Genomic DNA, 22,141 nt, shown 5'->3' on the forward strand with positions numbered 1-22,141 from the left:
CCGCGGGGACCATCACGGTCGTCGCGTGCGCTCCCAGTCCTGGACACGGTCGCGGAATACCCGCGAGACGGCGCGCAATTCCGCCTCAGGGTCACGGCCTTCCGCACGGGCCTCACGGACCAGGCCGAATAGACGCGTACCAAGGTCATCATGCTGGCCGGATCCGGCCTGCCCGGCCGGTTCGGGGCGTTCGGCCAGTTCGGCGGGCGCGCCGGCGCGTTCGGCCCGGCGCTGCAGCTGGGCGGCGAGGGTCAGCGCGGGCTGGCCCATCGGCACGCCGTCGAAGATCGAGGCGGTCTCGCCGCTCCTGGCCGCCCGCTCGGCGGCCTTGATCTGCTCCCAGTTGGCGTTGACCTCGTCGGCGTCCGACACGGTCACGTCGCCGAAGACGTGCGGGTGCCGCCGGACGAGCTTGTCGACGATCGCGGCGGCGACGTCGTCGATGGTGAACGCCGTCTCGTCGGTGCGTTCGGAGGCCACGACCGCGTGGAACGCGACCTGCATCAGCACGTCGCCCAGCTCTTCGCGCAGGGCGCCCAGGTCGCCGTCCTCGACGGTGTCGGCGACCTCGTACGCCTCCTCCAGCAGGTACGGAACGAGGGAGGCGTGGGTCTGCTTGGCGTCCCAGGGGCAGTCGCGGCGCAGGGTCTCCATGACCGACACGAGGTCGAGCAGCCGCGCCCCGGGCAGGTCGTACGAGCCGTGCAGCACCTCGATCTCGACCGGATCGTTGAGGACCGACTGGCCGATCTCGCGCATCAGACGTTCGTCGCCGTCCGGATCGGCCACCCAGACCACACCGCCGCCGGCGCGGGCGGCCGTGACCAGCCCGGCCGGATCGGGGTCGGTGACCGGCTCCGCCGCCACGCCCGCTTCGCGCAGGTAGGGCAGCAGCGGATGGTCGTCGCGGACCAGCACCCGGTCGGCCGAGCGCAGCGTCTCCCACGCCTTCCAGGTCAGGAGGCCGGGCGCGACCCGGTGGGTGGTGGCCAGCAGGGTCAGGCCCATGGTCAGCGCACGCCCGACTCGGTGGCCGACAGACGCGTGGTGATCGGGGTGACGGTCATCCGGTTGGCGTCGAACGAGCCGAAGCGCGGGTTGATCTTGATGTCGAGCTTGCCGGCGGTCTGCCGGAACAGCGCTAGGGCCTGCTGCTGGGCCTGCAGCGTCGCCGGGCTCTGGGCGTTGCCGTCGGCGCCGAGCCGCTGCAGGATCAGGCCCTGGGTGGCGTTCATCCGGGCGACGTCACGGGTGAACTGCTTGGGCATCCCGAGGGCCACCACGATGGACTCGGCCGGGGCCTGCTGGCTCATCAACCCGATCATGCGGTCGACCTGGCTCTCGCTCACCGACACCCCGGCGGCCTTGGCCGCCGCCGCGGCGACCTCGATGTTGAGCATCGTGTCGATCGCGGACCGCGCGCTGCAGTCGGCCGGCTCGCCCGACGTGGGCTGCTGCTGCCGCTGGTTTTCCAGGGCCGTCCGGACCTGGTTGGCGACCTGGTCGGCCTTGAACTGCTTCTCGCAGTCCAGCACCGCCCGGTCGACCTTGGCGGTGGTGATGCGGTCGTCGCCGACCACCGCGGCGGCGCCCATCTTGATCGGCTCATCGCCGCACCCGGCCACGGCCCCGGCCAGGACCGCCCCGGCGAGCACCATCCGCGCTGCCCGAGGGGAGACGGCGCCCCGCGTCCCCCGCCGCGGCTTCGCCACGACCTTCACAGTCTTTCCCAGCACGACAGTCCCATCCGATCCGTGACCACGTCCGTGTCGGTGATCACTTCCGAGTTCGTCAGCTTACAGCCGGGGCCTCAGACCCGAGCGGGCTCCAGGAACAGCGCGTCGACCAGGTCGGTGGCCCACCTGAGCAGCTCCTGGTCGCGCAGCGGACGGCCGCCGAGCGGCGCGGTCTTGGGCGTGGGGACCAGCAGCGTGCTGGTGGCGGGCTTCAGGATGCTCTTGGGATAGAGCCGCTGGAGCCGTACCTGCTTGGAGTCGGGCAGATCGGCCGGGGCGAACTTGACGAAGTTGCCCTGCAGCGTGATCTCGGTGAGCCCCGCCCGGCGCGCCTTGGCCCGGAACCGCGCGACCTCCAGCAGGTTGAGCACGGGCACCGGCAGCGGGCCGAACCGGTCCTTGAGCTCCTCGTGCACGGCGGCGATCTCGTCGTCGGAGGTGATGGCCGCGATCCGCCGGTAGGCGTCGAGGCGCAGCCGTTCGCCCGGTACGTACTCGTGCGGCAGATGCGCGTCCACGGGCAGCTCGACCTTGGTCTCGGGCATCTCCCGGACGCCGCCGCCGCCCTCCTTGAGGTCGCGCACCGCCTCGCCGACCATCCGGACGTAGAGGTCGAAGCCGACGCCCGCGACATGTCCGGACTGCTCCGCGCCGAGGATGTTGCCCGCGCCGCGGATCTCCAGGTCCTTCATCGCCACGTACATGCCGGCGCCGATCTCGGTGTGCTGGGCCAGCGTCGCGAGCCGCTCGTGCGCGGTCTCGGTCAGCGGGATCTCCGGCGGATAAAGGAAGTAGGAGTACGCGCGTTCACGTCCGCGGCCGACCCGGCCGCGCAGCTGGTGCAGCTGCGAGAGGCCGTACATGTCGGCGCGGTCGACGATGAGCGTGTTGGCGTTCGGCACGTCGAGCCCGGACTCCACGATCGTGGTCGCGACCAGGACGTCGAAGTTCTTCTCCCAGAAGTCGACCATGACCTTTTCGAGCTCGTGCTCGTTCATCTGGCCGTGCGCGACCGCGACCCGCGCCTCCGGCACGAGCTGCTGGATCGTGGCGGCGACCCGGTTGATCGACCGCACCCGGTTGTGCACGAAGAAGACCTGGCCCTCGCGCAGCAGCTCGCGGCGGATGGCCGCGGCGATCTGCTTCTCCTCGTACGGGCCGACGAACGTGAGGATCGGGTGCCGTTCCTCCGGCGGGGTGAGGATCGTCGACATCTCGCGGATGCCGGTGAGGCCCATCTCCAGCGTGCGCGGGATCGGCGTGGCGGACATGGCGAGCACGTCCACCTGCGTCCGCAGCCGCTTGAGCTCCTCCTTGTGCTCGACGCCGAAACGCTGCTCCTCGTCGATGACGACGAGGCCGAGGTCCTTGAAGCGGGTCCGCGAGGACAGGATGCGGTGGGTGCCGACCACCACGTCCACGCTGCCCTCGGCGACGCCGCGCAGCGTCTCCTCGATCTCCTTGTCGGTCTGGAACCGGCTGATCGGCTTGACCGTGACCGGGAACGCGCCGAACCGTTCGGAGAACGTCGACAGGTGCTGCTGCACCAGCAGCGTGGTCGGCACCAGCACCGCGACCTGCCTGCCGTCCTGGACCGCCTTGAACGCGGCGCGCACGGCGATCTCGGTCTTGCCGTAGCCGACGTCGCCGCAGATCAGCCGGTCCATCGGGACCGGCTTCTCCATGTCCTCCTTGACCTCCTCGATGGCCGCGAGCTGGTCGGGCGTCTCGACGTACGGGAAGGCGTCCTCCAGCTCGCGCTGCCACGGGGTGTCGGCGCCGAACGCGTGCCCCGGCGAGGCCATCCGCGCGGAGTAGAGGCGGATCAGCTCCCCGGCGATCTGCTTGACGGCCTTGCGCGCCCTGGACTTGGCCTTGGCCCAGTCGGCGCCGCCGAGCCGGTGCAGGCTGGGCGCCTCGCCGCCGACGTAGCGGGTGAGCTCCTCCAGCTGGTCGGTCGGGACGAACAACCGATCGCCCTTGGCGTATTCGAGGATGAGGTATTCGCGCGTCGCGCCCTGGACGGTGCGGCTCACCATCTCCACGTACCGGCCGACGCCGTGCTGCTCGTGCACCACGTAGTCGCCCGCGCGCAGCTGCAGCGGGTCGATGCCGCCGCGTCGCCGCCGTGACGGCATCCGCAGCAGGCCCTTGGTGGAGGACTTCTGCCCGGACAGGTCGGACTCGGTGACCACGGCCAGCTTGACCGACTCCATCGTGAAGCCGTGCTCCAGCAGGCCGGTGGTCACGTTGACCAGCGACGGCTCGGGCGGCCGTGGCAGGTCGGTGAGCTTGGCGCCCATCCCCTCCTCGCCCATCAGCTGGACGAGGCGCTCGGCGGGGCCGTGACCGGGCGTCACGAGGACGACCCGCCAGCCACCGGCGATCCAGCCCTTGAGGTCGCCCACCACGCGGGCGGTGTCGCCCCGGTAGGCCTCGGCGGCGTGCACGCCCAGCTGGAGCGCGTTCTCCTCAGGGTTGAGCGCGGTGATGGACCAGCGCGGCAGCCCCAGCTCGTTGCTGTGCTCGCGTACCTCCTCCAGGGAACGGAACGCGGCGGCGCCGAGGTCGATCGGCGCCTCTCCTCCGGCGGCGGCGTTGACCCAGCTCGCCTCCAGGAACTCCTGGCTCGTGCGGACCAGCTCCGCCGAGCGGGTGCGGATGCGCTCGGGCTCGCAGACCAGCAGGGTGGAGCCCTCCGGGAGCAGGTCGGTGAGCAGCTCCATGCTGTCGGCGAGGACGGGCGAGAACGCCTCCATCCCCTCGACCGTGTCGCCGTCGGCGATCCGGCCGAGGACCTCCTCCAGCGCCGGATGCTCCTGGGCCAGCAGCTTGGCGCGCTCGCGCACCTCGGGCGTCAGCGGCAGCTCGCGGCACGGCGGCGCCCACAGCCCGTCCGGCGCGACCTCCAGCGAACGCTGGTCGGCGGCCTTGAAGTAGCGGATCTCCTCGACCGTGTCGCCCCAGAACTCCACCCGCAGCGGGTGCTCCTCGGTCGGCGGGAAGACGTCGAGGATGCCGCCGCGCACGGCGATCTCACCGCGCTTCTCGACCAGGTCGACCCGGTGGTAGCCGGCGTCCACGAGCCGCCTGACCACGTCCTCCAGCTCGGCGTCGTCGCCGCCGCGCAGGCGTACCGGCTCCAGCTCGCCCAGCCCGGAGACGATCGGCTGCAGCACGGCCCGGATCGGCGTCACGACCACGTCCAGGGGACCGCCCACACCCGACCGGCTCGCCCCGTCCGGCCTGGCGGCCGACCCGTCGTCGGCCGTCGGGTGCGTCAGCCGCCGCAGCACCGCGAGCCGCTGGCCGACGGTGTCCGAGCGCGGCGACAGCTTCTCGTGGGGCAGCGTCTCCCATGCCGGGAAGTGCGCGACCCGTTCGGGGTCGAGCAGGCTCGTCAGCGCCGCCGCGAGGTCTTCGGCCTCCCGGCCGGTCGCGGTGACCGCCAGCACGACTCCGGCGCCGTCACCGGTGCGGCTGAGCGCCGCGCCGAGGATCGGCCAGAAGGAGGGCGGCGCCACGATCTCGTGGTCCTCGCGCGCGTGCTTGAGGGCGCGCTCCAGCCCAGGGTCGGTACACGCCAGATCAACAAGTCCAGAAAGCGTCATCATCGCCCGTTACTCGTCCACACCGCCGGGCCACGTGGGCCCGCGCGGACATCCCCGCCAGGTGCGGGGCAGCCCGAAGATCCGGGAAATCGCATGATCCCCCGGTAGCACATCCCAGCCTACGCGCCCCCACTGACACCCCGCGCGGATGCGCCGGGAGGTAGGCCGACGGATGCGACATATGTGTATAGTATGAGACGAAGTTGTCTCAAACTAGACGAAGTTGAGTCATATGGCCATCACCGAAGAGAAGATCATCGCCGCCGCGACCAGACATCTGAACCAGGAGCCCACCGCCTCGATGGCCCGGCTGGCGGAGGCGATCGGCACGAGCCGCGCGACCCTGCACCGCCACTTCGCCAGCCGCGAGGACCTCCTTCACACGCTGGGCGTACGCTCCCTCGACCGCTGGGAGGCATCCCAGCGGGAGGCCGGACTGGCCGAGGCCGCCGCGTCCGGAGACCCGGCGCGCATCACGGAGGGCCTGCACACGGTGCTGCGCCTCTTCGTCGCGGACGCCGACGAGTACGGGTTCGCGCTCACCGACTACTTCATGGCCGAGATGCCCGACCTGGTGGCCCGCGCCAACGAACTGGCGGAACGCGAGATCGCCTTCTACGCGGCCGCGCAGCGGGCCGGCGTGCTCCGCACGGACCTGTCCGCCCGATGGATCTCCTACACGGTCTACGGCCTGCTCGTCGCCGCGCGCGACAGCCTCCGCCACGGCAGCGTCGCCCGCCGCGACCTCGATCAGCTCGTCCTCGAAACCTTCCTGAACGGCAACGGAGCCGGAGGCACCCCATGACCGTCACGCAGACCACCGCCGGCGCCGCCGCGGTGCCGCCCCCGCATCCGCGCCGCTGGGCGGGGCTGGCGGTCCTGTCGGCGAGCCTGCTGCTCGTCGTCATGGACATGACCGTCCTGAACGTGGCGCTCCCGGAGATCTCGGCGGACCTGCGGCCCGACTCGGTCGGGCTGCTGTGGATGGTCGACGTCTACGCGCTCGTGGTGTCCGGGCTGCTCGTCACCGTCGCCAACCTGGGCGACCGGTGGGGCCGCAAACGCATGCTGCTCACCGGCTTCGCGATCTTCGGGCTGGCGTCCGCCGGGGTCCTGCTCGTGGACAGCACCGGCCAGGTCATCGCGCTCCGGGCGCTGCTCGGCGTCGGCGGCGCGATGATCATGCCGTCCACGCTGTCGATGATCCGCAACCTGTTCACCGATCCACGCGAACGGGCCACCGCCCTCGGCGTCTGGGCCACCATGGCCGCGCTCGGCGGGGCGCTCGGGCCGATCCTGGGCGGCGCCCTGCTCGAACGCTTCTCCTGGCACTCGGCCTTCCTGGTGAACGTGCCGGTCATGATCGTCGCGATCATCGCCGGGCTCGTCCTGCTGCCCGAGTCGCGCAACCCGAAGCCGGGCCGCTGGGACGCGCTCGGCACCGCGCTGTCCGTCGTCGGCATGGTCACGCTGGTGTACGCCATCAAGCATTTCGGCAAGGACGGCTTCGACGACACCGGCGCCCTGGTGGCGGCGGCGGTCGCGGTCGTGACGCTCGGCTGGTTCGTGCGCCGCTGCCTGCGCCGGCGCGACCCGATCCTGGAGATCCGGCTGTTCCGGCGGCCGGCGTTCAGCGCGGGCGTGCTGGCCGCGCTCACCGTCAGCATCGCGATGGCGGCGACCATGCTGCTCATGGCGCAGTGGATGCAGCTCGTCCAGGGCTACTCGCCGCTGGAGACCGGGCTGCGGCTGCTGCCCGAGGCGGTCGGCGCGGCGATCGCGTCGCCGCTGGCGCCCGCGCTCGCGGCACGGATCGGGGCACGGCTCGTGCTGGCGGGCGGGCTCGCGGTCACCGGCGTGGGCTATCTGGTGATCTTCTTCTGGCCGGAGCCGCTGACCTATCTCGCGGTCGCCGTCTCGCTCGGCCTGGTCGGCGTGGGCCTCGGCTCGCTCGCCATCGCGTCCGCGGTGATCATGGCGGGCGCGCCGCCGGAGAAGTCGGGCAGCGCGGCGGCCATCGAGGAGACCAGCTACGAGCTCGGCGGCGCCCTCGGCGTCGCGGTGCTGGGCAGCGTGGCCGCCGCCGTCTACCGCAGCGACCTGTCCACGGAGGAGCTCGCGGCCGAAGGCGTGTCCGGGCCGCCCGCCCACGCCGTCCGCGAGTCGCTCGGCGGCGCCATGGACGTCGCGCGGGAGGCGGGGGCCGCCGGCGCGGAACTGGCGGCGCGGGCACAGACAGCCTTCACCGAGTCGCTGCAGTGGGCCGGGCTCGCGGGCGGCGCCCTGCTGATAGCCACGGCCACCGCCGTCTGGCTCATGACCCCGCGTGACCTGGACGTCTCCTCCGGCCACGACTAGGCAGGGCGCAGACCTGGCGGAGACGTGGCGTTCCAGCGCGGCCCGTCGACACGTGCCATGCCAAGTACGGGCAAATGGCGGACAGTCCGCTGTCAAGCGATTACGCTCGGTATCTGTGACCGAACTGCGTAGGCCGCCGGTCAACGACGGCGATCTGTTCTCCGAACGCGCCCGCCAGTACGCGCACGACAAGCCGCTGCGCCGCATCCACATCCTGGAGGCGGGCTGTGGGTGGGGCCGCGGCCTTGACCTCGGTGACCACGAACGCCAGGTCACCGGGGTCGACGTGGACGCGCCCGCCCTGCGCGCCCACACCCACCGGCGCACCGACCTGGACGCGTGGCATCTGGGCGATCTGCGGACGGTGCCGATGCCGCCCCGCGCCTACGACATCGTGCACGCGACCTACCTCATCGAGCGGGTGCCCAACGCCGAGCTCGTCCTCGACCGGTTCGTGGCCGCGCTCAAGCCGGGCGGGCTGCTCCTGGTCCGCATCCGCGACCGCAACACCGCCTACGGCTTCCTGGAGCGCACGCTGCCCCAGTGGCTGAGCGGCCCGCTCTGGAAGCGCCTCACCGACGGCGGACGGCACTGGCAGGCCGAGCAAGCCGGGGACGAGGCCGCCGGGAAGAAGCCGGGCCCGCTCACCGTCGTCCCGCCGCGCGGAGTCTACGAGCGGGTGGCGTCGCGGCAGGGCATGCAGTGGTACTGCGTGATGCGGGGCCTGGTGATCGCCGAGGAGTACGCGTCGCGCGACTCGATGAACGCCCTCGCGGCCGGAACCGGCCTCGCCGGGCGCGTCTGCCGGCTGGTGGCGGCGCTCAGCCGGGGCCGTCTCACCGCCAAGCACAGCGAGACGACGCTGGTCATCCGCAAGCCGGAGAACCGGTTCGCCCGGGTCATCTGAACCACACCGGCACCGGCCGCGGCCCGCCGAGGTGCACGCACCGGTCACGCGGCAGTATTTTTTGGCGGTCTGGGGCATCCCCCAGAAGACACACACCTGGACCAGCCCGGTCTCGTCACCGGGCAGGATCGGAGACCGCGGTGACCGCCGAAGCCGGCCTTCCCGACACGCTGCGCGACCTGCCCGCCTGGAGCCCCGGGCCGGGCGAGCTGGCCGACCTGGAGCTCCTGCTGGCCGGGATCTACCGGCCGCTCACCGGGTTCCTCGGCTCGTTCGACACGGCCATGGTGATCGCGGGCGGCCGGCTGGCCGACGGTACGCCCTGGCCCGTCCCGGTCACGCTCTCGGTGCCCAAGGAGCTGACGGCGCACGAGCGCGTCGTCCTGCAGGACCCGGAGGGCGTGCCGCTGGCCGTGCTGCGGGTGACCGAGGCCTGGCAGGACCCCACGACCCAGGCCTGGAAGCTGGCCGGCCCGCTGGAGGCGTTGCGCGCTCCCGCGCACGGACCGTTCCACTCCATGCGCCGCCGCCCCGACGAGATCGTGAAGGCGGACGGGCCGCTGCTGGCCGTGGCCACCCGCGACCCGCTGCACCGCAAGCAGCTCGGCCAGCTCAGGCAGGTCGCCGAGCAGCTGAACGCGCGGGTGCTGCTGCTTCCGCTGCTGGGTGGCGAGCACGACGAGGCCCTCGTCCGGGCGCTGCTAGCCGTGCGCAAGGAACTGCCCGAGGGGACGCAGATCGTGCCCGTGCCCCTGGCGCGGCACGACCTCGACGGCGACCGTGACACCCTTCTGCGCTCGCACGTGGCCGCCGCGTACGGGGCCACCCACCTGCTCGCCGACGCCGAGGTCGAGGGCACGGCCGTTCCGGTGGTGACGCCGGAGCCCTGGGCGTACGACGCCGATGTCGAGGTGTGGCGGCCGGTGGCGCGCATCGAGCCCGACCACGTCCAGGCCGAGCTGACCCAGGAGCGGTTGAACGAGCTGCTCGACCAGGGCGAGCCCATCCCCGACTGGTTCACGCCGCCCGCGGTGGCCGCCGAGCTGGCCGTCGCCCGGCCGCCCAAGCACGAGCGCGGGCTCACCGTGTTCTTCACCGGGCTGTCCGGCTCGGGCAAGTCGACGGTGGCCCGCGGCCTGGCCGACGCTCTGGTCGAACGCGGCGGCCGTACGGTGAGCCTCCTGGACGGCGACGTCGTCCGGCGCCTGCTGTCGGCCGGGCTCACGTTCTCCAAGACCGACCGCGACCTCAACATCCGCCGCATCGGCTACGTGGCCGCCGAGGTCACCCGCCACGGCGGCGTCGCGATCTGCGCGCCCATCGCGCCGTACGCGGCGACCCGTGCGGAGGTCCGCCGCATGGTCTCGGCCGTCGGGGACTTCGTCCTCGTCCACGTCTCCACCCCCCTGGAGGAGTGCGAGCGCCGCGACCGCAAGGGCCTGTACGCCAAGGCGCGCGCCGGGCTGATCCCCGAGTTCACCGGCATCTCCGACCCGTACGAGGCGCCGTCCGACGCCGACCTGTCCCTGGACACCTCCCGGCTCAGCCCCGGCGAGGCCGTGGAGCGCGTCCTGGACCTGCTGGTCGGCGGCGGATGGGTCCGCGGCGAGTGACTTAGGTCACCTACCGGAGTCTCCGTCAGGGGTGGGGTTCAAGCCTGCGCCGGGTAACCCGTACTCTGGTGGTCAATTTTTCCTATATGCCTGGTAGGTCATGCCAATGGACTTCGATTGGACGATGGCGTTCGGCTCCTTCCTCGTGGCCATCGTCGTCGGGCTCACCGGCATGGGCGGCGGTGCGCTGATGACGCCGATGCTCGTGACGTTCTTCGGCGTCAGCCCCCTCGCGGCGGTCTCCAGCGACCTGGTGGCCGCCGCCGTGATGAAGCCGGTCGGCAGCGCGGTGCACTACCGCCAGGGCACGATCAACATGCGGCTGGTCGGCTGGCTGTGCGTGGGCTCGGTGCCCGCCGCGTTCTCCGGTGTGCTGATCGCGCATGCCCTCGGCGACGGCGCCGAGGTGCAGGACTTCATCCAGAAGGCGTTGGGCGTCGCGCTGCTCATCGCGGCGGCCGGGCTCGTCGTCCGCGGCTACCAGGCGCTCGTCGACCGGGCCGCGCGGCGTACCGGCGCCGCCCGCCGCACCGCCGCGCCCGGCGAGCCCGCCGCCCGCGAGACGCCGGACGTCACCATCCGGCGGGTCCCGACGGTGGTCGTCGGCGTGATCGGCGGCCTGGTCGTCGGCATCACCTCGGTGGGCTCCGGCTCCCTCATCATCGTCGCGCTGCTGGCGCTCTATCCCACGCTCAAGGCCAATCAGCTCGTCGGCACCGACCTGCTGCAGGCCGTGCCGCTGGTCTTCGCCGCCGCGGTGGGCCACCTGCTGTTCGGCGACTTCCGCATGGAGGTCACCGCGGCCCTGCTGGTCGGCTCGATCCCGGGCGTCTACCTCGGCTCCAAGATCTCCTCCCGCGCGCCGGGCGGGCTGATCCGGCGGGCGCTGGGCTTCGTGCTCGTCGCGTCCGCGCTGAAGATGTTCGGCCTCGGGGCGGTCCCGCTCGCCTGGACTCTCATCGGCCTCGTCCTCGGCGCCGCGACCGCGTGGATGCTGCTGCGGCGCCACCACGGCCTGCCCGCGCTCCCGTTCGGCGAGCCGGCACCCGGCTCCGACGCCGACGACCAGCACGAGCCTGCCTCCCAACGTTCGTGAGGGACGCCGCCTGGCCTCACGGCTCGTACAACTTGGGCGCGCCCGCGTTGTCCGCGCCGAGTTCGTCGCTCGGATTGACCAGCGCGCAGCGGTCGATGGAGAGGCACCCGCAGCCGATGCAGTCGGTGAGCCGGTCGCGCAGGAACTCCAGCCGCTGGATCTTGGTGTTGAGGTCCTTGTTGTAGCACTCGGAGGCGCGCGCCCAGTCCTCACGGGTGGGGGTGCGCCCCTCCGGCAGCAGCGCGAGATAGAAACTGATCTCGCCGAGCGACGTGCCGAGCTGCTGGGACGCGCGGATGAAGGCGACCCGGCGCAGCGTGTCACGCGAATAGCGCCGCTGATTGCCGGTGGTCCGGCGGCTCGTGATAAGGCCCTTGCGTTCATAGAACCGCAGGGTGGAGGTGGCCACTCCGCTACGCCGGGACAACTCCCCGACCGTCAGTTCTTTGGCCTTCAATGAGGCGGTCTCCATTCAATTATGGTAACCGCCACGGCCCGCCTGTGAAATGCGGAAGAGACGCGAGTTCTTCGCGTCCCTTCTGCTCGTTCTCGTGGAGGGTCAGGCCGGGTAGGGCACCTTCTCCTTGGCGTCGGCGAGCACCTGGGCCCACCAGTGGAGCTGGCCGAGCAGCTTCTTGGCCGCGGCGTTGCAGGGCTCGGGCTCCTTGGGCCAGTTGCCCGAGTGGTCCCAGTGCCCCCAGGCGTCGGTGAAGCTGACGGTCTCGCGCACCGTCACGGTGTGCAGCTCGGCGAAAACCCCGCGCAGGTGCTCGGTGGCGCGCAGGCCGCCTGAGACGCCGCCGTACGAGACGAAGCCGACCGGCTTGGCGGCCCACTCGGTGAGATGCCAGTCGATCATGTTCTTGAGTGCGGCGGGGAAGCTGTGGTTGTACTCCGGTGTGACGACGACGTAGGCGTCCGCCCTGGTCACCCGTTCGGTCAGCGGCTCCTTGATCGCCTTCACCTCGGGTGGCGGCTCGGCGCCGTAGGCGGGCATCGCCAGCGGCAGGTCGATGTCGGCCAGGTCGAGCAGGTCGATCTCGAACTCACCGAATTTCTCGGCCTCCCCCGCGAACCAATGGCCGACCGTGGGAGCCAGGCGCCCACCCCGCACGCTGCCGACAATGACGAGAAGACGCAGTTTCTTTTCGGGCATGGCAGTCCTTCCAGATAATCCTGCTGGCGCGTCTGTTCTTCGAGGCTAAAAGCTGAACCACGGTTTAGGTCAAGGCGTGAATTCATCGTTCAGCCGTAACGGCGGCAGCAGGAACAGACCCCACCGTGCAACTTCAACCAAGGTTGAAGTCAAGGAACCGGCAGGGAGGGAGGACCGGGCGAGACGCCCTAGGAGCGGATGACGGTGGCGTTGACCAGAGCGCCGCTCTTGGCACAGTCGATGGAACGGCCGGTGACGTCGCCCTTGGCGTGGGGACGGCAGACCCAGCCACCCCGGGTCTTGACCGCCCGGCCGTCGTAGCCGTAGCCGGCCGCCGCGCGGGCGCGGACGTAGCCGAAGTAGTTGGCGAACGCCGCACGGGCCTCGCTGCACTTGACCGCGCCGCGGGCGACCTTGAGGGCGTACTCGGCGGACGCGTCGTTGATGGCGGTGCCGCAGACGGCGCCCGTGCGCCCCACGGCGGGCGGGTTCAGGTACGGGGCCTGCCGGGAGCCCGGGGCCGTGGTCTTGGCCTTGGGACGGGGTGTGGAGGCGGTCCCCGGCTCGGCGTTCGCGCCGGAGGACGATGCCTGCCCAGTGGGTGCGGCCGGGCTCTGGGCCGCGGGCGGAGAGTCCTTGTCTCCCCCTCCGCACGCCGCGAGCGTCGCGAGCGCCAGCACCGTCAGGACGCTTGCGGTACCCGGCCGGAACGCCAGCCGAAGAGCACGGCCACCGTGGGCGGAGTGACGAGCAGCCACCGAGCCGAATGCTCTCACTCAGCGTCATGGCTTCGCTGCCCACCACCATGACCGGCGCCGGCAGCATCATGGTGAGCGCCGGAAATACCGCCATTTGTAAGTACTGGACGTCGTTCGTCGTCGGATCATCGATGAGAGTGCCCCGAGCCTCCCGTCTCACGTGCGGAGAACCTCTGCACCCGGTGGGATAACGCCGTCCACCGTCGGTCCAAGACGAGCCGATGTCCCATTGACCGCATCCCACGACTCCCGTCCGCCGCTGGGCGTTGCCAGGACGCCACCGCATCGGCTGCCCCGGCAGAATGCCCGGGGACAGGCTCGACGGCGTGATGTCAACGAAGAGATCGGATCTTTGAGCTCTGCGCTACCGAATTCGTCGCTGCTCCCCGGACGGCGGCAGCCCGGCCTTGCGGAGGAGTGGGAGGCCGCCCCGGCCCGCCCCGGCCGGGTCGAGGCACTTCTCGATGACATCCGCCCGCTCGACAGCCAGGTTGGAAGTCAGCCAGGACCGAATAGCCTCACATCCGTGCCGCCAGGGGTCACCGAGCCCCGCTGGACTTGGTACGCCATCGAATTCAAGACCCCAATCCGCAGCCGTCCGCCGCTCACCCCGCCAGCTCGGACGGGCGGCACGTGTCTTTCCTTGGCGGTCAGGGCGGGACCCTCAGCCAGCACGCACAGAATCGGGTCTCTCCTGCCGACCTGCGCCGAGACGGTGATCGTGCCGGCTCGCGGCGAGTGGTACGGATTCGGAGGTCGCAGGCGCTCCGCCACCTCCGACCACGGCCCCGTCCGCTCCATCACCACCTTGCATGTGTCGGTCTGCATCCATGGCCCGACCTCGATCGTCTTGACCAGCTCGAGGCGCTCGCGTACGTCAGCGCGGACCGTAGCCTGCCTGGCCTTCGACTCAGGGCGGCGACTGCTGGTCCAGGCCGGCGAAAAGAACTCCGCTTTGGAGTCCTACAAAATCAACCTCGCCCTGTATCCACGGAATCCCGCAGACGTCGCTCGCAATTCCCCGGCCTGGTTCTGCAACGGGGGTTGAATGACGGTACGTCTTGGGTCGTGTGGTTGAACTAGGCAGGTTGACGGCCGTGGCGCAGCCGATGGGTCAGGACCGTCAGGATGTAGGAGCAGAGCTCAATGGTATAGCGGCGCCATAGGCGGCGTGGCTCACGGGCGAGCCGGTAGAGAAACCCGACACGAAGCTTGAGGACCCAGGGCGGATAGTAGTCGCGGCGCTCGGCGAGGTGCTCGAGGTAGGCGCCGCATGTGATGATCACCGGGACGTCAAGGCGGTCGCGGTGATCGGCGACGAATCGTTGCTGGAGCGGCGTGCCCAGGCCGACATGCAGAATGGCGGGCTTGGCCTCGTTGATCTGCGCGACCAGACGTTCGGCGTCGGCCGGCGGGATCTCTCCGGTGGCGTCCGCACAGTGACCGTGCTCGGTGCCGACGACGTCGAGGCCCGGAAACCACTCCCGGAGGTTCGCCGCGGCAGCCTCGGCGATGCCGGGGGCATTCCCGAAGAGGTAGACGCCCCACCCCTCGTCGGCCGGTAGGCCGAAGAGGTCATCGGTGAGGTCGTCGTTGGCCATGCGGCCGGGAACGGGCCGACCGAAGATCTTGCTGGCCAGGACCACGCCCCAGCCGTCGGCGAGATTGAGGTCGAAGCCATTCATCAGGTCGCGCAGGGCGGCGTCCTTGGACGCCTTCCGCACATAGTCGGGGTTGGCGAAGGTGACCGTGAGCTTGCGCCGTTCGGTGACCGCAGCCGTGATGAAGCGACGTAGTGTCGAGGCGTCCACGCGACTCACCCGCACGCCCAGCACGTCGACCGTTTCGTGGTCCCACATCTCGCCACCCTCCGATAGAGCCTGGTCAGAGTACCGAAGAGAGGCGTACATCGCACGGAGAGTTGCCATCACGGTTCATGCCGGTACGACCATGGTCGGCCTACCTGATGTGGATTAGACCAGATAGTCCGAACCTGGCTAGGGTTGCCGCCGTGACGACCAGGACTCGGGACAACCTTCTTTCGGCGGGCTATTACGCTCTGCTGGTGCTGCTGGTCGGCGCCGTGCTGTTCCAGGTCCTGAGCGATATCCTGCCGGTCGGCGCCAAACAGGTCTCACACAACACCGAGGCTTATACGACGGCGGCGATTCTCGCGTTCTGGGTGCAATTCGTCCGTCCTCGGTTGCACGGTTCACGATGGGAATGGCCGGTCACCGGCGGCGCGGCACTGTGCGCTTTCGGGGTAGCACTGCTCTTCTACCTGGCCGGGGAGTGGCCCACCCGGGTCACCACCCTGAACGAAGCGTTCTTCGCTCTCGCGGCCCTCATGCCCTACGTCCAGCCGCGGCGGCGCCGGGCGGACCTCGCGCTGGCCATTTCAGGGCTCACGCTCGCGATCATCGTCTTCGGCGGCTGGACCGCCATCGTCACCGATATGGCCGAAGCGCTGGCCGTCCTCCTGCTCGCTCCGGTCGCGCTGGACGTCTTCGACCGGCGTCGGCTCGACCCCGCGGCGCCGGCCCGTCGGGCGCGCCGAATCGGCTGGTTCGTGTTCCTGGTCGTCGCTCCGATCGTGCTGCACGTCCTCGCCTACCGGGTCGGGTTGAGCGGAGTCGCGGGCGACGTGGTCAGATACGGCGTCCGCTTCTACGAGGCGTTCATCTTCCTTCTGATCTTCCAAGGGTTCTTCGCGATCGTCGCGCAGCGCGCAGGGCGGGAATCGGCAGAACCACCGGTTGAGGGCTGGTCACCACAGGCCACACCAGCCTCGTAAGGCAGGATTCGGAGCAGAACTTCCCTTGTAGCCGATGTGCACTCTTCAAGACCAATGGACGTCCAGTGTGGTACACATTTCCAGTTATCACAGCGCGAATCGGAGCAAACCCATGCGTCGACGCCTTGGCCTGACCGCTACAACGGCCGCGTTCATGCTGGCCGGGGTCTCAGGAAGCCCCGCCGCAACCGCCGACATCCAGCAGTCGGCGGTCGTGTCCGCGAATCCGATCAACACGACGCCTCACGTGCTGGACGGCACGGTACGGGCGATCGCCGTCGTGGGCACGAAGGTCGTCGTCGGCGGTAGCTTCACCAAGGTCCGCGAGGCCGGTTCGGGCAAACCCGAGATCGCCCGCAAGAACCTCTTCGCCTTCGACGTGTCGACGGGCAAAGTCGACACGGCCTTCAAGCCGGCGGTCAACAGCACCGTGTACGCGCTCCAGGCAGGCGACGGCGGCACCGTCTACGCTGGCGGCGGCTTCTGGATCGTCAATGGCGCGCAGACCGGCGGGCTGGTCCGGCTGGGTGTGCCCAACGGCCAGCTGGTCACGGCGTTCAAGCCGAACGTGGGCGGCGGTGTCGTCTACGACTTCAAGCGCCACGGCGGCAAGATCTTTCTGGGTGGCATGTTCACAAAGGTGCGCGGTGTCGCGCGTAACACTCTCGCCAGTGTCAACGCCACCACCGGTGCGCTGGATTCTGGCTTCACCCTCGCGCCGAGCGACCCGAGGGCCGGCGCGCTGAAGGTCTACAAGCTGGCAATCAACCCGCAGGGCACACGACTGCTCATCAACGGCACGTTCACCAGGGTGAGCGGTCAGCGCCGGGTGCAGATCGCAATGATCGACACGCAGGCGTCCCCGGCCCGGCTGAGCAGCTGGGCCACTGAGCAGTACGCCGACCTCTGCAACATCAATTCCTTCCACACCTACATGCGCGGCATGGACTTCTCCCCCGACGGTTCCTACTTCGTGGTGGTCACCACCGGCGGCGGCTACGGTACGTCAGCCCTCTGCGACTCGGCCGCCCGCTGGGAGACCGGGCGCACCGGCAGCGGCCAGCGGCCGACTTGGGTCAACTGGACCGGTGGCGACACGCTGCTGTCGACGGCGGTCACCGGTGCGGCGGTCTACGTCGGCGGCCACCAGCGCTGGCAGGACAACCCGTACGGCAGGGACTTCGCCGGTCCCGGCGCGGTCTCCCGTCCCGGCATCGCCGCGCTGAACCCCGCCACCGGCAAGGCGCTGTCATGGAATCCGACGCGCACCCGAGGCCACGGTGTCGAAACGCTCGTGGCCACGCCCAAGGGTCTGTTCGTGGGCAGTGACACCGATCAGCTCGGCAAGGAGTACCACGGCCGCATCGGCTTCTTCCCGCTGCCCTAGGGTCCAGCGGGAAGACACATGCCGAATCCGGCTGACCGCCTGCCGGGGCGAGGGACGAAAACTATAGTCATCGCTCATGATCTCGCCGCGGCCTGACGGGCCCCGCCGAGGCGGCGGTGTCCCCTCCCCCGGACCGACCTCGGCACGGTGCTCCAAGGCCGGACTCCCGCACCTGGCCAAGTCCGCCCTCGCGGTGGTCACCGGAGCTTCGTGCGCTTTCGCGGCGGCACTTGTCGCGCTGAACCTTGCGGACGGCTCCGGTCCGGCCACGCGTGCGGCGGCGCCCTGGTACCAGCAGATTCACAAGGCTCCGATTGCTGCCGCGGGCGCCGCCGAGAAGGCCCGGAACGGTGACGGCGCCAGGCTCTCGAGCCAGGAACGCGCGACCACCCGCCCGAAGGCACGCTGCACTGTAAACAGAGTGCTGGCGCCGTCCTGTGGTGCCTGGTGGGGTGTGGCGGTCAACGACTATCCGCAGCCCAAGGCCCTACGGGCCTTCGAACGGAAGATCGACCGGTCGGTCGCGATATACCACCGCTACTACCGGGGCAAGAAGGTCTTCCCCTCGCGCACCGACATCGCCCTGGCCCGCGAGCCGGGGCGGCGGCGTCTCCTCATGCTGAACTGGAAGCCGGACGCAGGCGAGTCATGGGCGAGGGTCGCCTCGGGGTCGATGGACGGCCACATCGACGAACTGTCGGCCCACATCAAGCAGAAGTTCCCCGAGCGGTTCTGGCTGGCCATCCACCACGAGCCCGAGGAAGAGGTGCGGGAGCAGGCCGGCTCCGGCTACAGGGCCGCGGACTACCGGGCCATGTTCCGCCACGTGGTGAAGCGGTTCCGCCGGAACGGCGTGGACAACGTCGTCTTCTCGATGATCTACATGGGTTACTCCGGATACGTCGTCAAGCCGTGGTTCAAGACCCTCTATCCCGGCAACGACGTGGTCGACTGGATCGGCTTCGACGCGTATGCCGATCCGTCGGTGAAGACCTTCGCCCATCTCGTCGACCGCGCCGCCCCGCGCGAACACAAGCTGGGCATTGCGGGTTTCTACCGCTGGGCACGCAAGAACCTCTCCAACCGCAAGCCGTTAATGCTCAGCGAGTGGGGTGGCACCGAGATGAGCGGCGATCCCCGCGACAAGGCCGAGCTGTTCCGCAGCATCGCCCGCCAGATCAAGAGCTACCCAGCGCTGAAGGCCCTGATCTACTGGGACGCCCAGAACGGCCACAAGTTCGGCAACACGCGGGTGGACGCCAGTGACCAGTCTCTCCGGGCCTATCGAAAGCTCGGCCACATGCCCTATTTCAACCCTCCGGTACCGAGGCGCTGATCTCAGATTCCGACACGAGACGGCCCGCTCTCCCTCGCCATGCTCTGGCAGGTACCAGGATCAGAACGAACGGATCCACACGGCCGATCGGCCACGCGAGGGTGCGCACGGAAGGTCGCCGATAACAACGTGCTGCGCGGGCCACAGCGGCAGGCTCAGCAGGGACTGTCCCCCTCTGCGGCCTGCATGGTGCTGATCAGCGAACGGCCCGCCGAAGCCGCCGAACTCGATTCTTGACCACGCAAAACGCTCGGCTGGGAAAGCCCAGCCGAGCGTCTCGCCAGGCTGCCCGCCGCAACCAGTTGATCAACTGGTGTTGCGACGACCATTCGACCCCGCCCGGGGAGGGCGGAGCCGTCTCGTCGTGACCTGAACGCTAACCCTTGGGGGCGAGCACGATGGTCCACATCAGGGCCCGGCTGGCGGCGTCGGTGGTCGCCTTCAGGCCACCGTACGCACCTGCCGGGACCGCGCCGTTGCTGTCGGCCACCAGCGAGGTGACCCGGCCGCTGCCGGTGCCGATCGAGGTGGCCCGTGCCGTCACGTCCGCCGGGGCCGTCCAGGAATTCGTGGTGGACGACTTGTCACCCCAGTACGAAACAACCCACGAGCCCGCGACCGCCACCGCGTTCGGGGTGGTGTGCTCGGTGGCCGCGGCCGGGTCGCCGGCTTCTGCCGCCGTCGCCACCGGGGCCGATGCGCTGGTGCCCGAGTACGCCGCGAGCCGCAGGTCGGCCTTGGCATAATCGCTGATCCCGACCGTCACCGCGGCGCCTGCGTCACCCGCCTCGGCGACCCGCTGCCAGACCACCGAACGGGCGATGCCACTCTGCGTGCCTACCTGCGTCCAGCCGGGCGGTGGAGTGATCGTGAATGCGGTGTTGTTCACGTTGAGGATCAGTACCAGGCCATCGCCCGCCTGGACGTTCGCCGGGACGGTAACGCTCGCCTGCTTGGTGTTGGCGTTGAAGCCCGCGGTCCCGCGGAACGCCACCTGCGCGCGGTCGGGAGCCACGACCACCGTCTGTGTGACGGTGTCCTGGTCGCCGCGGTTGTCGGTCACGGTCAGCTTGACCTGGTAGGTGCCTGCCTCCTGGTAGGTGTGCTCGGCGGTCTCGCCGGTCGCGGCCTGGCCGTCGCCGAAGTCCCAGCGGTACGACGCGATCGAGCCGTCGGGATCGGCGGAGGCCGCACCGTTGAACGTGCAGCGCAGCGCCGCGCAGTTCTGCGTGAACGAGGCATTCGGCGCCTGGTTGGGAGTGCCGGCGTAGAGGAACAGCACCCGGCCGCGCCAGTCGCCGTTGTCCACGGTCACCGGCGTGCCGGACGGGACGCCGTCCACAAAGGCGATCTTGTTGAGGCGGCCGTTGGTGGTGTTGACGAAGTACAGCTCTTCGTTGTGCGCGAACATGCCGCCCACGCTCGACCAGCTGCTGCCCGCAAGACTGGTGCTGGCGGTCCATTCCTGCCCGCCGACCACTCCGTTCTCCGGCGTGAAGTAGCGGTAGTACAGCGAGGAGGTGCCACGCGTGTAGTAGATCCGGCCTCCGGCGAAGAACATGCCTCTGATCGACTTCACCTGGTCGTGCCAGGTGCTCATATTGGTCAGCAGGTCACCGGTCTTGATCTCAGTGGGGGCGCCGAACGACTGGCCGTCGAACGTCCGGGAGTAGAACCTCCCGTCGCCGGCACCGTGGTAGAGCCGACCACTGATCATGAACGCGCCGCGCTGCGTGCGCCAGTCGACGCCGCCGGTCGCGTCCTCGGTGACCGTTCCCGCCGTGGTGCCGTCGAACGAGCGGTGCCGCAGGAAGTTGGGATCGAAGAGACCGGTGCCGCCGCCGTAGTAGACGTCGCCGGGCAGCTTGCCGACGGACTTCTTCGGCACCACGGTGCCGCCTGCCAGTGGGAACATCGCCAGCTTCATGTGGGTCTCGCCGCCCGCGATGTCGGTGTCGCTGCCCATCCAGAGCCCCTGCGAGGTGGCGAGCAGATCGAAGACGCCGACCCCGCGCGTGCGTCCGGGGTTCCAGCTGAAGGGCAGCCCGTTCTCGGGGTCGAGGGCCGCGATGCCCTCCCGCGACACCGCGCCCTGGCCGGGCGTGTCGACGCCGAACGGGTTGTTGGACCAGCGGAAGTGGCCGCCGACGTACACCGCGGTGTCGGTGATCTCCACGGCGTAGGAGGTGTCGCCGCCGGTCTGTGTGACCCAGGTGGGCTGGACGCCGCTGCCGGTGGCGGCGGTCTCCCAGCGCGCCTGCGTGTCGCACAGCTTGGCGATGCCGCCCGCGGCGCCGGTCGTGGTGACCACGAAGTACCGGCCGTCCGGCGAGAAGTCGACGTCGCGCATATAGCTGTCGAAGGAGGAGGAACAGGTGTCGCCGTACCGGGCGGTGTGCCAGTCGGCAAGCCGCGCCTTGGCGCCGCTGATGTCGATCATCGCGATTTGCGGCCGGGACTGTCCTGCCACCGAGGTGAAGTTGCCGACCGCGACGAGGCGGCTGCCGTCGGGGGTGACGTCCATCTTGTAGACGAGCGTCGTGCCGCCGTTTTGGGTGCCGGCGAAGTTCAGGTCGACGAAATCGTCCCGGGCGCCGGTTGTCGGGTTGACGGTGGCCAGCGCCGGCCGGGAGAGCCCGCCGGCGTTGGCGTGGTTGCCTCCCACGTACAGTCGGCCGCCGGTGAGCCGGAGGTCCTTGACGCGGGCGTCGAGTTGGGGCTTGAACGTGGCGTCGAGCGCACCCGTTGTGGCGTCGATCTTGCCGAGGACCAGCCGGTCGGTCCCGTTAATGGTGCGGAACATGCCGCCCAGGTAGAGGCCCTTGCCGTCGGCCGTGGGCAGCAGCACGCTGACCTCGCCGCCGAGGACGTCGGGGGCGAAGTCGGGGATGATCTCGCCGGTGGCGGCCTTGACGGCGAAGACGCCGTGCCGCTCCACTATCGGCTTGCCGGCGCCTGGCTCCTTGACCTGGGTGAACGAACCCCCGATGTAGACGCGGTCGCCGATCTGCACGATCGATTTGACCGCGCCGTCCTGAACCTGGGGGGTGAAGTCGGCGGGGTCGGCGCTGACCAGACGATCCTGGTGCTCCGCCGCCGCCCGGGACCCCGGTGAAGCCGCGGTCAAGGCCCCCGCCGCCAGAACCGATCCGATCGCCACGGCGATCAGTCCGCGCAAGCTCGAACGCACACCCGCCCCTTCCGTTCCGGTGGCGTACGGCGATGCGCGCCGCGCCATTGGGTGGTTCCGGCGTCGATCGCGTGAAGCCGGACGAGGCAGGGTATCGGGCGCCACCTAGGACACACACGACATAGGGCTAACTATTCGGTCTCAAACTCCCCATACACTTCGTACCCGATCGCGCCATGTCGAGATGGACATCACCACA

General features: G+C 69.9%; 16 protein-coding genes. 8 read left to right on the forward strand and 8 right to left on the reverse strand.

Annotated elements, in window-relative coordinates; genetic code table 11:
* Positions 1-12: 12 nt before the first annotated feature.
* From ABD333_RS21645 to mfd, 3 genes are all read right to left on the reverse strand, one after another.
* Positions 13-1,008, reverse strand: coding sequence for a nucleoside triphosphate pyrophosphohydrolase (locus ABD333_RS21645; protein ID WP_344543543.1), 996 nt, complete (start codon positions 1,006-1,008; stop codon positions 13-15).
* A gap of 2 nt (positions 1,009-1,010) precedes the next feature.
* Positions 1,011-1,712, reverse strand: a complete 702-nt coding sequence (locus tag ABD333_RS21650) for a hypothetical protein (RefSeq protein WP_344543545.1) — start codon at positions 1,710-1,712, stop codon at positions 1,011-1,013.
* A gap of 98 nt (positions 1,713-1,810) precedes the next feature.
* Entirely contained in the window at positions 1,811-5,347 is a 3,537-nt protein-coding gene (gene mfd, locus ABD333_RS21655) for a transcription-repair coupling factor (protein WP_344543753.1), read from the reverse strand.
* Positions 5,348-5,579: 232 nt separating this feature from the next.
* On the opposite strand from mfd, the gene ABD333_RS21660 reads away from it, so the two are divergent.
* The 5 genes from ABD333_RS21660 (at position 5,580) to ABD333_RS21680 (ending at position 11,321) form a co-directional block, all read left to right on the forward strand.
* The gene (locus ABD333_RS21660) at positions 5,580-6,152 is read left to right on the forward strand and encodes a TetR/AcrR family transcriptional regulator (protein WP_344543546.1); all 573 of its coding nucleotides are present in this window, start codon (positions 5,580-5,582) and stop codon (positions 6,150-6,152) included.
* On the forward strand, positions 6,149-7,705 hold the full coding sequence (locus ABD333_RS21665; protein WP_344543548.1) for an MFS transporter: 1,557 nt from the start codon (positions 6,149-6,151) through the stop codon (positions 7,703-7,705). Before ABD333_RS21660 ends, ABD333_RS21665 begins: the two co-directional genes overlap by 4 nt.
* A 115-nt stretch (positions 7,706-7,820) precedes the next feature.
* Positions 7,821-8,612, forward strand: coding sequence for a class I SAM-dependent methyltransferase (locus tag ABD333_RS21670; RefSeq protein ID WP_344543549.1), 792 nt, complete (start codon positions 7,821-7,823; stop codon positions 8,610-8,612).
* 140 nt (positions 8,613-8,752) lie between these two features.
* A complete protein-coding gene (gene cysC / locus ABD333_RS21675; RefSeq protein ID WP_344543551.1) occupies positions 8,753-10,225 on the forward strand; it encodes an adenylyl-sulfate kinase in 1,473 nt (490 codons plus the stop codon).
* Between the two features lie 106 nt (positions 10,226-10,331).
* The gene (locus ABD333_RS21680) at positions 10,332-11,321 is read left to right on the forward strand and encodes a sulfite exporter TauE/SafE family protein (protein WP_344543552.1); all 990 of its coding nucleotides are present in this window, start codon (positions 10,332-10,334) and stop codon (positions 11,319-11,321) included.
* Positions 11,322-11,337: 16 nt separating this feature from the next.
* Here the strand turns inward: ABD333_RS21680 and soxR are convergent, their stop codons facing one another.
* From soxR to ABD333_RS21700, 4 genes are all read right to left on the reverse strand, one after another.
* A complete protein-coding gene (gene soxR / locus ABD333_RS21685; RefSeq protein WP_344543554.1) occupies positions 11,338-11,793 on the reverse strand; it encodes a redox-sensitive transcriptional activator SoxR in 456 nt (151 codons plus the stop codon).
* Between the two features lie 87 nt (positions 11,794-11,880).
* On the reverse strand, positions 11,881-12,477 hold the full coding sequence (locus tag ABD333_RS21690; protein ID WP_344543555.1) for an NADPH-dependent FMN reductase: 597 nt from the start codon (positions 12,475-12,477) through the stop codon (positions 11,881-11,883).
* Positions 12,478-12,665: 188 nt separating this feature from the next.
* Positions 12,666-13,235, reverse strand: a complete 570-nt coding sequence (locus tag ABD333_RS21695; RefSeq protein ID WP_344543556.1) for a hypothetical protein — start codon at positions 13,233-13,235, stop codon at positions 12,666-12,668.
* A 1,079-nt stretch (positions 13,236-14,314) separates the two neighbouring features.
* On the reverse strand, positions 14,315-15,094 hold the full coding sequence (locus ABD333_RS21700; protein WP_344543557.1) for a WecB/TagA/CpsF family glycosyltransferase: 780 nt from the start codon (positions 15,092-15,094) through the stop codon (positions 14,315-14,317).
* Between the two features lie 152 nt (positions 15,095-15,246).
* Here ABD333_RS21700 and ABD333_RS21705 point away from each other — a divergent pair, with 152 nt between their 5' ends.
* From ABD333_RS21705 to ABD333_RS21715, 3 genes are all read left to right on the forward strand, one after another.
* Positions 15,247-16,029, forward strand: a complete 783-nt coding sequence (locus ABD333_RS21705) for a hypothetical protein (RefSeq protein ID WP_344543558.1) — start codon at positions 15,247-15,249, stop codon at positions 16,027-16,029.
* Between the two features lie 112 nt (positions 16,030-16,141).
* Positions 16,142-17,416, forward strand: a complete 1,275-nt coding sequence (locus ABD333_RS21710; protein ID WP_344543559.1) for a hypothetical protein — start codon at positions 16,142-16,144, stop codon at positions 17,414-17,416.
* Positions 17,417-17,492: 76 nt separating this feature from the next.
* Complete coding sequence (locus ABD333_RS21715; protein WP_344543560.1) at positions 17,493-18,752, forward strand: glycoside hydrolase family 26 protein; 1,260 nt, start codon at positions 17,493-17,495, stop codon at positions 18,750-18,752.
* A gap of 376 nt (positions 18,753-19,128) precedes the next feature.
* Here the strand turns inward: ABD333_RS21715 and ABD333_RS21720 are convergent, their stop codons facing one another.
* Entirely contained in the window at positions 19,129-21,942 is a 2,814-nt protein-coding gene (locus tag ABD333_RS21720; protein ID WP_344543561.1) for a PKD domain-containing protein, read from the reverse strand.
* Between the last annotated feature and the right edge of the window lie 199 nt (positions 21,943-22,141).

It is taken from the genome of Actinomadura fulvescens, assembly GCF_039533225.1.
GTDB classification, from domain to species: Bacteria; Actinomycetota; Actinomycetes; order Streptosporangiales; family Streptosporangiaceae; genus Spirillospora; species Spirillospora fulvescens.